Annotated in this window: 11 protein-coding genes; 5 read left to right on the top strand and 6 right to left on the bottom strand. The window is 63.7% G+C overall.

Annotation, left to right across the window (positions count from 1 at the left end; translation table 11 throughout):
* Positions 1-50: 50 nt before the first annotated feature.
* Positions 51-1,118: a zinc-binding metallopeptidase family protein gene (locus ACOZK4_RS09835; RefSeq protein ID WP_421591739.1), complete on the top strand. Its 1,068-nt coding sequence runs from the start codon at positions 51-53 to the stop codon at positions 1,116-1,118.
* 48 nt (positions 1,119-1,166) lie between these two features.
* Here ACOZK4_RS09835 and ACOZK4_RS09830 read toward each other — a convergent pair whose 3' ends face one another.
* Entirely contained in the window at positions 1,167-4,010 is a 2,844-nt protein-coding gene (locus ACOZK4_RS09830; RefSeq protein ID WP_313524945.1) for an EAL domain-containing protein, read from the bottom strand.
* A 123-nt stretch (positions 4,011-4,133) separates the two neighbouring features.
* A complete protein-coding gene (locus ACOZK4_RS09825; protein ID WP_313524774.1) occupies positions 4,134-4,727 on the bottom strand; it encodes a GNAT family protein in 594 nt (197 codons plus the stop codon).
* Between the two features lie 149 nt (positions 4,728-4,876).
* On the opposite strand from ACOZK4_RS09825, the gene ACOZK4_RS09820 reads away from it, so the two are divergent.
* Both ACOZK4_RS09820 and ACOZK4_RS09815 read left to right on the top strand, forming a co-directional pair.
* Positions 4,877-5,230, top strand: coding sequence for a cupin domain-containing protein (locus ACOZK4_RS09820; protein ID WP_421591738.1), 354 nt, complete (start codon positions 4,877-4,879; stop codon positions 5,228-5,230).
* A gap of 162 nt (positions 5,231-5,392) precedes the next feature.
* Positions 5,393-5,542: a DUF1127 domain-containing protein gene (locus ACOZK4_RS09815; protein ID WP_313524768.1), complete on the top strand. Its 150-nt coding sequence runs from the start codon at positions 5,393-5,395 to the stop codon at positions 5,540-5,542.
* A 209-nt stretch (positions 5,543-5,751) separates the two neighbouring features.
* Here ACOZK4_RS09815 and ACOZK4_RS09810 read toward each other — a convergent pair whose 3' ends face one another.
* Entirely contained in the window at positions 5,752-7,047 is a 1,296-nt protein-coding gene (locus ACOZK4_RS09810; RefSeq protein WP_421591737.1) for a M16 family metallopeptidase, read from the bottom strand.
* 102 nt (positions 7,048-7,149) lie between these two features.
* Positions 7,150-8,547: a threonine synthase gene (thrC, locus tag ACOZK4_RS09805; RefSeq protein ID WP_421591736.1), complete on the bottom strand. Its 1,398-nt coding sequence runs from the start codon at positions 8,545-8,547 to the stop codon at positions 7,150-7,152.
* Between the two features lie 334 nt (positions 8,548-8,881).
* On the opposite strand from thrC, the gene ACOZK4_RS09800 reads away from it, so the two are divergent.
* Positions 8,882-9,454 carry a hypothetical protein gene (locus ACOZK4_RS09800; RefSeq protein ID WP_421591735.1) on the top strand — a complete coding sequence of 191 codons (573 nt, stop codon included), beginning with the start codon at positions 8,882-8,884 and terminating at the stop codon, positions 9,452-9,454.
* Positions 9,455-9,530: 76 nt separating this feature from the next.
* Here ACOZK4_RS09800 and ACOZK4_RS09795 read toward each other — a convergent pair whose 3' ends face one another.
* Complete coding sequence (locus ACOZK4_RS09795) at positions 9,531-10,220, bottom strand: HAD family hydrolase (protein ID WP_313524756.1); 690 nt, start codon at positions 10,218-10,220, stop codon at positions 9,531-9,533.
* A 235-nt stretch (positions 10,221-10,455) separates the two neighbouring features.
* Here ACOZK4_RS09795 and ACOZK4_RS09790 point away from each other — a divergent pair, with 235 nt between their 5' ends.
* Positions 10,456-11,919: a calcium-binding protein gene (locus ACOZK4_RS09790; RefSeq protein WP_421591734.1), complete on the top strand. Its 1,464-nt coding sequence runs from the start codon at positions 10,456-10,458 to the stop codon at positions 11,917-11,919.
* Between the two features lie 57 nt (positions 11,920-11,976).
* Here the strand turns inward: ACOZK4_RS09790 and ACOZK4_RS09785 are convergent, their stop codons facing one another.
* Positions 11,977-12,654 (bottom strand): ArsR/SmtB family transcription factor, encoded by a 678-nt coding sequence (locus ACOZK4_RS09785; protein WP_421591902.1) that lies wholly within the window; start codon positions 12,652-12,654, stop codon positions 11,977-11,979.
* Between the last annotated feature and the right edge of the window lie 56 nt (positions 12,655-12,710).

Here is a 12,710-nt window from a genome sequence, read left to right as displayed (position 1 = left end):
TGGACGGTGCGGGTATTTTGCACGAGGCATCCTGCCTGAACGGGGGCGTCATGAAATTGTTTACCTGCAACCGCTGCGGCCAGACCATCCATTTCGATAACAGCCTTTGCGTGCGCTGCGGCTCCGCGCTCGGCTTCCTCGCCGAGGACGTAACGCTGCATGCGCTGGTGCCGGAAGGTGAGGGGTTGTGGAAGATCGCGCCGAACGAAGGCCTCTACCGCTACTGCGACAATGCGGCGCTCGATGTCTGCAACTGGCTGCTGCCGGCCGATAGTCCGCACGCCTTTTGCCCGGCCTGCCGGCACAACCGCATCGTGCCGACGACGGACCCGCACGGGCTGGAGCGCTGGCGGCGCATCGGCCTGGCGCAGCGCCATCTCTTTTACTCCATCCTGCGCTGGCGCCTGCCGCATCCGACCCGCGAGGAGGACCCCGTTAGCGGCCTCGTCTTCGATTTCCTGGCGGACGAGCTGGATGCCAATGGCAATGTCGTCAATGCCGCGATGACCGGCCACGAAGCGGGCCTCATCAGCCTTCGCGCCGCAGAGGCCGACGACGAGGTGCGCGAAAGCGTGCGTGTTGCGATGGGCGAGCCCTATCGCTCGCTGCTCGGCCACTTCCGCCACGAGATCGGCCATTTCTACTGGTCGCAGTTGGTGCGCGACGAAGCGACGCTGGAAGAGGCGCGCCGCCTCTTCGGCGACGAGCGGGAGGACTATGCTGCCGCCCTCCAGCGCAATTACGAGCAGGGACCGCCCGCCGACTGGTCGCTCAATTTCATCAGCACCTATGCCAGCGCCCATCCGGCGGAGGATTTCGCCGAGTGCTGGGCGCATTTCCTCCACATCGTCGATACGCTGGAAACGGCGCGCGCCTTCGGCCTCAACACCGATCCGAAGGGCCACGAGGAGCTGGAAGCCGAAATCACCTTCGATCCCTACCGCGCCCCGAACGCCGGCCGTTTGGTCGAAAGCTGGATCCCGCTCTCCGTCGCGCTGAACGCCATCCAGCGCTCCATGGGCCAGCCCGACAGTTACCCCTTCGTGCTGCCGCCGCCGGTCGTGGAAAAGCTGGAGTTCATCAACCGGCTGGTGAAGGCGGTAGGCAGCAGGAATTAGGCAGCAGGGAAATTCCCTATTGCCTACTGCCTAACCCCTATTGCCTGCCTACGCCCGCTTCATCAGCGGAAATCGCTCCTTCAGCAGCCGCTGCACCGAATCGTAGCCGATCGGCGGGCCGAAGAGGTAGCTCTGGCCGAATTCGCAGCCCATATTGCCGAGTTCGATCGCGTCCTCTTCGGACTCGATGCCCTCCGCCACCACCTGCATCTCCAGTTCCCGCGCCATCGAGATGACGGAGCGCAACAGCACCCCGCGCTTGTCCGAGCCGTCGCGCACCAGCGCCTTGTCGATCTTGATCGTGTCGAAGGGGAAGCGGGTGAGGTAGGAGAGCGAGGAATGGCCCGTGCCGAAATCGTCGAGCGCAAGGCCAATCCCGATATCCTTCAGCTTGGCGAGGATGAGGCGGGCCTGTTCCGGGTTTTCCATGACGATGGATTCGGTGAGTTCCAGCTTCAGTTTCTGCGGCTCGCAACGGGTCTTGGCGAGTGCGGCGCGCACGTCGTTGTAGAGTTCGTTGTTGAGGAGCTGGGCGCTCGACAGGTTGACCGAGACGAAGATCGGCAGGTCGCCGGTCTGGAGTTGCCAGTCCATCAGGTCGCTCGCCGCCTTGTCGAAGGCGAAGAGGCCGAGCTGGTTGATCAGGTCCGACGTTTCCGCGATCGGGATGAATTCGGCCGGCGAGATGTTGCCGCGCTTGGGGTGATCCCAGCGCATCAGCGCCTCGAAGCCGGCGATCTCGGCATCCTTGAGACGCACGATGGGCTGATAGACGAGCGACAGTTCCTTGCGCTCGATGGCGCGGCGCAGGTCCGTCTCGATCTGCAGGCGATCGGCGCCGAAGGTGCGGAAGGCGGGGCGGAACGGCTCGACGCGGTTGCCGCCGGCCTTTTTCGCCCGGTACATGGCAAGCTCGGCGTCGTTGAGCAGGCCCGCTGCGTCCTCCTGCTGGTCGACCCAGGATACAAGGCCGATGGAGGCCGTGAGGATGATCTCGCGGCCACCGAAATTGATCGGCACCATGATCGCCTTGCTGACGGCATCGGCGAAATCGGCGACCTTGGCCGGATCGCGCTCCGACATCAGGATGAGGCCGAACTGGTCGCCGGAGAGGCGCGCCAAAGTGTCCTGCGGCTTCAGGAGGCGGCGCAGGCGGCGGGTCAGCGCGATCAGGATATTGTCGCCGGCAGCGATACCCAGCGCATCGTTGACCTGCTTGTAGCGGTCGATGTCGATGGTCAGCACGGTCGGGCGCACATTGTCGGAGCTGCCGGTCAGCGACAGGATCGACTGGAGGCGGTCGAGGAAGACCTGGCGGTTCGGCAGGCCCGTCAGGTTGTCGTGCAGGGCGTCCTGCAAGAGGCGGTCGACGGAGTTGCGCTGCTCGGTGATGTCGATGATCGTGCCGACGCAGCGGATGATCTCGCCATTGGCGCCGAGCACGGGCCGCGCGCGGATGGAGAGCCAGTGATAGTGGCCATCCTCGGCGCGCACGCGGAACTGATGGTTGAGCCGGCCCTTGCGGTGTTCCAGGAGCACGTCGAGCGTCGCGCGGAACCGGTCGCGGTCGTCGGGGTGCAGGCGCGGCAGCCAGTTGCGCGCGGGGCCATGCATGACGCCGGGCGCAAGGCCGAGCTGGATGGAGATGTCGGGAATGGTGACGACGCGGTCGCGCGCCACGTCCCAATCCCAGACCGTATCGCCCGAGCCGGTCAGCGCCAGCGACTGGCGCTCCAGATCGGAAAACAGGCCCTGGCTATAGGCGCCGCCGGCAAAGGCGTGCTGCATCACCGTGAAGCCGATGAGCAGCACGATCAGCACGAGGCCGCCGCCGAGTGCCGGCTGGATGATATCGTTGTTGAGCTGGCCCGTCACCGTCAGCCAGGCGCCGAACAGCCAGACGAGGATCAGCGCCCAGGCGGGCACCAGCAGGATGGCGCGGTCGTAGCGGTTGAAGCCGAGATAGGCGATCAGGATGATGCCGACCGTGCCGGTCAGTGCAAACGAGAGACGGGCAATGCCCGCCGCGATCGGCGGATCATAGATCGCCACGCCGAAGAGCAGGCCGAGGCCCAGAATCCAGGCGAGCGTCGCATAGGACAGATGCGCGTGCCAGCGGTTGAGGTTGAGATAGGTGAAGAGGAAGACCACGAGGCCCGCCGCCAGGAACACTTCCGTTCCCGCGCGCCATATTCGCTCGTCGCCGGCCGTGATGCTGATGAGTTTCGACAGGAAGCCGAAATCCACGCAGATATAGCCGAGCACCGCCCAGGCGAGTGCGGCCGTCGCCGGCAGCATCGAGGTGCCCTTCACCACGAAGAGGATGGTGAGGAACACCGCAAGCAGGCCGGCAATGCCGAGCACGATGCCGCGATAGAGCGTGAAGGCGTTGACCGTGTCCTTGTAGGCGTCCGGTTCCCAGAGATAGATCTGCGGCAGATCGGGCGTAGCGAGTTCCGCCACGAAGGTGACGACCGTGCCGGGATTGAGCGTGATGCGGAAAACGTCGGCTTCCTCGCTCTGCTGGCGGTCGAGCGCAAAACCTTCGCTCGGGGTGATCGAGATGATGCGCTTGGCGCCGAGATCCGGCCAGAACAGTTTCGACTGCACGAGGCGGAAGTGGGGCGCGACGATCAGGCGGTCGATCTGCTCTTCCGAGACATTGGCGAGCGCGAAGACCGCCCAGTCGCCCTGATGTTCGTCGGAGGTGGCGCGCACCTCGATGCGGCGCACGATGCCGTCGGTGCCGGGCGCGGTGGACACCTGGAAGGCCTCGCCGCGGCCGGTATAGATCTCGGTGGTGGCCGTCAGATCCAGCGCCGTGTCGTCACGGGAAATCTTGACCGGCTCGACAGCGAAGGCGCGACCGGTCAGCATGCCGGCGAAGAGCATTGTTGTCAGAAGGATTAGGGCGAGCAACCGGCTGGCACGCAGCGTTTGCGGCACGGAGGAAGATGTCATTGAAAGCGCATTGTCCTTAGGTAACTGCCCAGTCCTGCCGCGCCCTCATGTCGCTCACGACGGCCTGTCGGCCGCCAGAAGCGAAAACATCACGTGGTCGCGCCACTCCCCGTTTATCTTCAGATACTCCCGAAGGTAGCCTTCCTGCTGAAAGCCGGCCTTTTCAAGGAGACGGATGCTTCTTGTATTGTCTGGAATACAGGCTGCCTCGATACGGTGCAACTGAAGGCTGGAAAAGATATAGGGTATGACCAGTTTCAAGGCACCGAACATGTGCCCCTGGCCGGCATGGCGTTCGCCCATCCAGTAGCCGATCATGCAGCATTGCGCAGCACCCCGCCTGATATAGCCGACGGTGAGGCCGCCCAGCAGCGTCTTTTCCGCCCGCGTAAAGACGAAGAGCGGCACGGCCTGGCCGGACGAAAATTCCTGTTCATTTCTGAGAACGCGCGCCCGAAACGAACTTTCCGTCAGCTCGTCGCCACGCCAGGTCGGCTCCCACGGCTCGAGAAAGCGACGGCTTTCGGAGCGAAGCTGGTACCATTGCCGGTAATCGTGGAAGCGCGGAAGGCGAAGCAGATGCCGGTCGTCGGCAAGTTCCACGGTGTCGGACTGCCGGGACAGAAACCGAAAAACCGATCGTGTCATTCAGCCCACTCCGCGCGCCGCCCCTTTGGCAAGCCTTTCGAGCCAAGAGTATGCCGAGAGGCTTGCCGCCGTCAAATGGCCGGCATGGCTTGCGCGGTCAGGCCTGCCGCTTATGTTGTGAGATACAAGAGAAATCGAAAGGAACCGCCGTGCAGAAAACCGTCACCGTGCTCGACCGGGCGCAATGGGAGAAGCGGCCCGACGTGTGGCATGGCGAATTCGAGGGCAAGCTCTTCGGCACGAACGCCTCCGTGATGTTCTACACGACGGACGAGATCGGCCGCGGGCCGCCGCTGCACCGCCACCCCTATGACGAGGTCTTCATCGTCCGACAGGGGCGGGCGCTCTTCACGGTGGGCGAGACGCAGCTGGAGGCCGCGGCGGGGCAGGTCGTGTTCGGGCCGGCCAATGTGCCGCATAAATTCGTCAATCTCGGCCCTGGCCGGCTGGAAACGACGGACATCCATCTCACGGAGGTCTTCGTGCAGGAGGATCTGGAATAGGCCGGCAGGCGGCCACCATCGCGGGAAAATGGTCTTGTTTTGGTGCTATGCAAAAGCCGCATGCCTGCGGTGTAAGCATATGCATTTTCTCTAAGCAGGGGATCGACTATCTATTGATCAACGCAAGAGACAAACACGAAACAAACCCAAAGGATCAAACAAATGAACATCTTCGCAAAGCTCAAGAAGAATGTTGCCGAACGCCGCGCCGTCCGTGAACTCGGCGCCCTCGATGACCGCGCCCTGCAGGATCTCGGCATCACCCGCTCGAACATCCAGGCTGCCGTCAAAGGCATGGTCGTTTTCGGCTGATATGGCTCCGGGGCAGATGCCCCGCGCCAGGAGGGATGACATCGGCGCGCCCGATGCGGCAGCGCCGGCCCGGTCATCCTTGATACCCGATCGGGATTTCTCCTCCCAGGTCCCGACCAAGCAACCCGCCGCAAGGCGGGTTTTGTTTTTGGGGCTCTCTTCGATCCGTCGGGATGGCATGCGCCGACGGCGCATGCGCATGCGTTGGATCAGCTCGCCGCGCGATCGATCGTGCCGCGCGACAGCGAGCGTGCGATGTCGCCGGTCGGAACGAGGTGTTCCAGCGGGCCGATGGCGGAGATCGTCGGGACCGTGTCGAAGAACAGGCGGCCGGCGAGGTCGGTCAGGCGCTCGACGGTGATGCCCTCGAGGCGTTCCATCAGTTCCTCGTTGGGGATCGGGCGGCCGTAGAGCATCATCTGGCGGGCGATCTGGCCGGCGCGGGCGGCCGGGCTTTCCTGGCCCATCAGAAGCTGGGCGCGGATCTGGGCGCGCGCGCGCTCGATTTCCTGCTGGTGGATCGTTTCCGACGACTTCTTCAGTTCGTCGAAGATGACCGGCATCAGCTCGGGCAGGTTCTCGCCGCCGGTCGCGGCATGGATGCCGAAGATGCCGGTATCGGAAAAGCCCCAATGGAAGGCGTAGATCGAGTAGCACAGGCCGCGATGTTCGCGCACTTCCTGGAAGAGGCGCGAGGACATGCCGCCGCCGAGGATGTTGGCGAGGATTTGCGAACAGTAGAAATCGCGCGCGTGGTAGGCCTTACCCTCGAAGCCGAGCAACACCTGCGCGTCCATCAGATCGCGCGTCTCGCGCACGTCGCCGCCGGTATAGCGGGCGGGCTCGAAGACCGGCGAGATTTTCGGCGCGGTCGGCAGGCTGGAGAAGCGCTCCTCGACCTGGCGGACGAATTCGTCATGCTTCACCGCACCGGCCGCGACGACGAACATGCGGTCCGTCGTGTAGTTGCGGTCGAGATAGCTGCGGATTTCACCGGGCGAGAAGGAGAGCACGGTGTCCGGCGTGCCGAGAATGGCGCGGCCGATGATCTGGTCGCGATAGGCGACCTCGGAGAACTTGTCGAAGACGACGTCGTCGGGCGTATCGTTGGCCGCGCCGATCTCCTGCAGGATGACGTGCTTTTCGCGGCGAAGCTCTTCCTCGTCGAAGACGGATTCCGTCAGGATGTCGGCGAGGATATCGACGGCGAGCGGCACATGGTCCTTCAAAACGCGGGCATAGTAGGAGGTGGTTTCCGTCGAGGTGGCGGCGTTGACTTCGCCGCCGACATTTTCGATTTCCTCGGCGATCTGGCGGGCGGAGCGGCGCTCGGTGCCCTTGAAGGCCATGTGTTCGAGAAGGTGGGCGATGCCGTGCTCGTCCGCGGTTTCGTTTCGCGACCCCGACTTGATCCATACGCCGAGAGCGACGCTCTCGAGATGGGGCATGTTTTCGGTCACCACGGTCAACCCGGATTGAAGCCGGGTGCACTCAACTTTCATCATGCGCACTTTCTGCGTTTTTAGCCTTTCCGCCGCCCGCGGGAAATCGGAAAGGCCCTCCCTATAAAACACGCAATGCCGGGTGCAGCCGCTCCCGGCCTCGCCCTAGCCCCGGATTCGCGAATGGTTGCCGATGAAGGCTTCCACGACGTCGAGCTCAGCGCTCAGCACGTCAAAACGCTCCTCCCTTTGCATCAGGTCAGCAAGCCACGATGGAAGCGCCGGGTCAATACCGCAGGCCGATTTTACTGCGGCGGGGAATTTTGCCGGATGCGCGGTGGCGAGCGTCACCATGGGAGCGCCCGGCTTCTCGTGTTTTGCGGCGACGAAGACGCCGATCGCCGAATGCGGATCGAGCAGGTAACCGGTCTCGGCAAGCGTCGTCTTGATGGTCTTGGCGACGTCTTTCTCCGAGGCGCGGCCGGCGCGGAATTCCTTGCGGATAGCCTTCAGCGCCTTTTCCTCGATCTCGAAGGCACCGGATTGCTTGAGGCTGTCCATCGCGCGGCGCACCGCACCGGCATCGCGGCCATGGGCCTCGAACAGCAGGCGTTCGAAATTGGAGGAGATTTGGATGTCCATCGACGGCGAGGTGGTGGCCTTGACGCCCTTCATCTCGTAGCGGCCTGTTTTCATCGTGCGGGCGAGAATGTCGTTCTCGTTGGTGGCGATAACCAGCTTGTCGATCGGCAGACCCATGCGCTTGGCGCCGTAGCCGGCGAAGATATCGCCGAAATTGCCTGTCGGCACGGTAAAGGAGACTTTGCGGTCCGGCGCGCCGAGGGCCACCGCCGTCGTGAAGTAATAGACGATCTGGGCCATGATACGTGCCCAGTTGATCGAGTTGACGCCCGAGAGCTTCATGCCGTCACGGAACTTCGTGTCGTTGAACATCGCCTTCACGAGGTTCTGGCAGTCGTCGAAATTGCCCTTGATGGCCAGCGCGTGGACGTTCTTTTCCTTCGAGGTCGTCATCTGGCGCTGCTGCACCGGCGAGACCTTGCCCTCCGGGAAGAGGATGAAGATATCGGTGCGCTCGCGGCCGGCAAAGGCGTCGATGGCGGCACCCCCGGTGTCGCCCGAGGTCGCGCCGACGATGGTGGCGCGCTCGCCGCGCACGGAAAGCGCATGGTCCATCAGGCGGGCGAGCAGCTGCATTGCCACGTCCTTGAAGGCGAGCGTCGTGCCGTGGAACAGCTCCATGACGAAGGAGTTCGGGCCGGTCTGCACGAGCGGCGCAATCGCCGGATGGCGGAATGTGGCATAGGCCTCGTCGATCATCGCGCGGAATTTGTCGGCGGGAATATCGCCTTCGACGAAGGGCGAGAGAACCGTGAAGGCGATCTCCTCATAGGATTTGCCGCGCAGCGCCCGGATCTCCTTCTTGGAGAAGGTCGGCCATTCGCGCGGCACATAGAGGCCGCCATCGCGGGCAAGCCCGGCGAGAAGCGCATCGGAGAAGCCGAGGGAAGGGGCCTCGCCCCGCGTCGAAACATAATCCACGTTCACAGGTCCTTGGAATGGTTGGGGGGCGCGGACGGGATCGTCCACCGGTCGTTCGGTCGCTGTGCTGCCATCGTCCTTCCGACCTTACCCGAAAGGCCACGCCTGCTGCAGGTCTCTTTGCGGCAGATCGTGGCAATGCCGTTGCATGCGGCCCGTCGAAACGGGCCTTTCCGAAATTCTGCGGGCGGTTTCATTCGAGCAATCGATTTTTCGCCGCGTCGCTGCTATAGACCATCGCCTGGGGTCGTGAAAAGGCCCGTGAAACGAGTTCCGAAAGGCTTGGTCGCCGGGGGCGGGGCCTGATCGCAGGGGTAAAAGTAACGTGTTTGCAATGACGATCCGCCGCTTTCTCGGCATCTCCCTTCTCGCCATCGTGGCCGGCTGCAACCAGACGGACAAGCCCGCCGACCTCGGCGTTTCCAGCGATACGGCGGGTGCCGGCACGCAAGCCACCGCCAATGCGCAGCAGACGCAGGGCGCTGCCGTGATCCAGGGCGCCTGCCCGCAGGTCTATCTGCGCGACGGCACGTCCGTGCTGCGCCGCTACGCCAAGGGCGCCAAGGACGATCCGTCGAAGCTGCTCTATCAGGTCACGCTCGCCGAAACGACGCGCCGTTGCGTGATCAACGAGAGCCAGCTCGTCATGACGGTCATGGTCCAGGGCCGCATCGTCACCGGCCCGGCAGGCAGCGCCGGCACTTCCGTCAACGTGCCGATCCGCGTGGCCGCCGCCGATGGCGACAACACGCTCTATTCCGATCTCGTGCAGTTCCCGGTCAACATTCCGGCCGAAGGCACGGCGCAGTTCGTGTTCACCAAGGACAACGTCACCGTTCCCGGCGGCTCGGGCGGTTTCGTGCGCGCTTTCGTCGGCTTCGACGAAGGCCCGTACAACACGAAATAACGGCCTGAAGGCCATCCAGCAAAAAGGCCGCGGAAGATGCTTCCGCGGCCTTTTCGTTTTCAGCGCTTGAAAAAGATCAGATCGCGTCCTGCCATTCCGCAAGCGCGGCGATGACGTCCGGCAGGTCGGTCATGCGCGAGATCACGGTCTCGGCGCCGGCCTCCGTGAGCCGGTCGGCGTGCGAGGGATAGGTGTGCGAGGCGCCGGTGAAGCCGACGACGCGCATGCCGGCAGCGCGGGCACCGGCAATGCCGTGCACCGAATCCTCGACGACCAGCGTGCGGGCCGGATCGGCTTTGAACTGCTTTGCGCCATGCAGGAAGATATCCGGCTTCGGCTTGACGCGATCCGGGCCGAGATCCTTGGCCGAATAGATATGCGGGGCGAAGACCTGCTTGAGGCCGACCTTCGAGAGCATCATGTCGAGGCGGTGCGAGGCGGAGTTCGAGCAGATGCAATAGGGCTTGCGGATGCGCGACAGCATCGACTTGACGCCGTCGATGACCTTCACCTCGGCGGCAAGGCGTGCATCGAGCAGCTTTTCGGACTTGTCGAGCAGCGAGGCCGAGAGCGGGATGGCGGCTTCACGCTCGATCGTCAGCAGGATGTTCTGCCAGGTCATGCCGGCAAAGCGTTCGCCCATTTCTTCGGCGCCGATCGGATAGCCGGCCTCCGTCAGAAGCCGGGACTCGACCTCCGCCGCGATGATTTCCGAATCGACCAGAACACCGTCGCAGTCGAAAATGATGAGGTCGAAACCGTCCATGTCGTCGTCTTTCCTTTGGGAGCACCGATACGCCCGGCAAGCGCGGCTTCCCTACACCAAAGGGCCGGAGGCGACAATTGCCAGATTGGCAGGGCTGTTGTGCTTCGGCCCTATGTCGGGGTTTTGCGAGGGAGCGCTGTTTTCTTCTCGCGCGCTGTTCCCAGGGGAACACGGATGTCGTGGGCGCGCCCTATAGTGCAGCCATTGTCAGCACCAGTTCTACCAGGAGATCGAAATGGCAAGAGATCCGAATGGCAAGATCACAGGCACCAGCGGTAATGACCTCCTTTGGGGCACGGCGCGTGTTCTGGGCGACGGGACTTACGACAACTACTCGGACGCCGACAGCGCCTTCGTCAAAGGGGCGATCCGCGGTTACGGCGGCAACGACACCATCTTCGGCGACATCTATCAGAATCCCCTTGAGAATACCGAGGGCGACGTCGCCTATGGCGGTGATGGCGACGACCGTATCTTCGGCGATACCGGCACCGACGAGCCTGATTGGCAATACAACGCCCGCGGCGGCTCAGACACGCTTTACGGTGACGCCGGCAATGACAGGATCTACGGGCAGGGCGGCCATGACCAGCTTTATGGCGGCACGGGCAACGACCTGCTGGTCGGGGGCATCGGCGGCGATTCCCTGCATGGCGATGCGGGCGACGACATTCTCTGGGCCGATATCGAGGGCAAGACCTACAGCGCGCAGTCGATGAACCGCCTGTTCGGCGGCACCGGCAACGATACGCTGCACGGCGGGTCCGGTGTCGATGAACTCTACGGCGAAGCCGGAACCGATACGCTCCGTGGCGGTGCCGGCGACGACGACATGGAAGGCGGCGACGGCAACGACATTCTCTATGGCGGCGCGGGCAACGACATGATGAACGGCGCCGATCTCGACGCCAAGGCCGACGGCGCCGACCGCCTCTATGGCGAGGCCGGCAATGACGACATGAAGGGCGGTGCCGGCAATGACACTCTCTCCGGCGGCTCGGGCAACGACTATATGGATGGCGGCGTCGGCAACGACTATCTCGATGGCGGCACCGGTGCCGATACCTTCGTCTGCGGATCCGGCAATGATACCTATGTCATCGACAACAGGAGCGATGCCTTCCGTTTCGACTATGCCGATTCCGGCATCGATACGGTCCGATCTTCGGTCAGCTGGACACTCGGCCAGTATCAGGAAAACCTGACGCTGACCGGTACCGGCGCGATCTCCGGCGTCGGGAACGACACGCGCAACATCATGCGTGGCAACGATGCCGCCAATGTGCTGAGCGGCAAGGGCGGCAACGACGCCATTGCCGGTGGTGCGGGCCAGGACAAGATCTATGGCGGGCTGGGCGCGGATAGCCTCACCGGCGGGGCGGGCAACGATACCTTCGTCTTCAAGTCGATCAAGGAGACGACCGTTGCCTCCACGGGGCGCGACACGATCTTCGACTTCGTGAAGGGCGATCGCATCGATCTCTCGGTCATCGATGCCAATTCAAAATCCGACGGCAACCAGGCTTTCAGCTTCGTCGCCAACGAGGGCGGTTTCACCGGAAAGGCCGGGCAGCTGATCTACGACAAGACGGCCTCGGATACCTTTGTCTACGGCGATGTGAATGGCGACAGGACGGCGGATTTCGCCATCCGCCTCGACGACGCCGTGACCCTGCTGAAGGGCGATTTCATCCTGTAGCCAGGTCTCGCGTTACAGGAGGATTTGAGGGGCGGCTTTCGGGCCGCCCTTCGTCTTTTATGGAAACAGCGCCGTGAACCGCCGCTCGCCCTCGGGCGTGAAGCGGATGGCGCGGCTATCCGTCTCGCGCCTTGCCCAGCCATCGGCGATGAAGCGGGTAAGCAGCGCTTCGCCGAGCGAGCCGGCAAGATGCGAGCGCCGCTCGCTCCAGTCGAGGCAGGTGCGGCAGACCGGGCGGCGCTGGGCTTTGAGCGACGGCACGTCGATGCCAAGCGCGGCGATGCGGGCCTCGCCGCTTTGCGTCAGGTCCGCATCGTCGCCGTCGAGCATCACGTCGCCATCGGCCACCAGCCGGTCCAGCATGCGCACGCCGAAATCGCCGGCAAGGTGGTTGTAGCAGATGCGCGCCTTGCGCAGCGCCGGGTCCTTCGGGCCGGGGCGGGTGCGCATGAGGCCGCGATTGGCGGCAAAGCCCATGATGTTTTCGAGAAGCAGGCCCACCTCGTCATCGGCCAGCGCGAAATAGCGGTGCCGTCCCTGCTTGCGCTGGGCAACGAGGCCGCCGGTCTCGAGCTTCGACAGGTGGGAACTGGCGGTCTGCAGCGTAATGCCGGCCGCGCCCGCAAGCTCGGTCGCCGTCAGCGCCTGCCCGCCCATCAGCGCGGTCAGCATGTTGGCGCGGGCGGGATCGCCGATCAGCGCGCCGATCTGGGAAATGTCCGGTCCTTCTTTCATACTTCGATGGTAGCCGAAGCATTCGCGCATGGCAATGTGGGAGAAGGGGACATCGT

Source organism: Shinella sp. M27 (genome assembly GCF_049199905.1).
Classification (GTDB): Bacteria; Pseudomonadota; Alphaproteobacteria; order Rhizobiales; family Rhizobiaceae; genus Shinella.
The sequence above is the reverse complement of the archived record's forward strand: the minus strand, read 5'-3'. Positions and strand labels throughout refer to the sequence as shown.

Excerpts from the sequence above, each read along its gene's own strand:
- ACOZK4_RS09835 (WP_421591739.1), top strand. The coding sequence starts at position 51 with ATGAAATTGTTTACCTGCAACCGCTGCGGCCAGACCATCCATTTCGAT.
- ACOZK4_RS09830 (WP_313524945.1), bottom strand. The coding sequence starts at position 4,010 with ATGCTCTTCGCCGGCATGCTGACCGGTCGCGCCTTCGCTGTCGAGCCG.
- ACOZK4_RS09825 (WP_313524774.1), bottom strand. The coding sequence starts at position 4,727 with ATGACACGATCGGTTTTTCGGTTTCTGTCCCGGCAGTCCGACACCGTG.
- ACOZK4_RS09815 (WP_313524768.1), top strand. The coding sequence starts at position 5,393 with ATGAACATCTTCGCAAAGCTCAAGAAGAATGTTGCCGAACGCCGCGCC.
- ACOZK4_RS09810 (WP_421591737.1), bottom strand. The coding sequence starts at position 7,047 with ATGATGAAAGTTGAGTGCACCCGGCTTCAATCCGGGTTGACCGTGGTG.
- ACOZK4_RS09800 (WP_421591735.1), top strand. The coding sequence starts at position 8,882 with ATGACGATCCGCCGCTTTCTCGGCATCTCCCTTCTCGCCATCGTGGCC.
- ACOZK4_RS09795 (WP_313524756.1), bottom strand. The coding sequence starts at position 10,220 with ATGGACGGTTTCGACCTCATCATTTTCGACTGCGACGGTGTTCTGGTC.
- ACOZK4_RS09790 (WP_421591734.1), top strand. The coding sequence starts at position 10,456 with ATGGCAAGAGATCCGAATGGCAAGATCACAGGCACCAGCGGTAATGAC.
- ACOZK4_RS09785 (WP_421591902.1), bottom strand. The coding sequence starts at position 12,654 with ATGAAAGAAGGACCGGACATTTCCCAGATCGGCGCGCTGATCGGCGAT.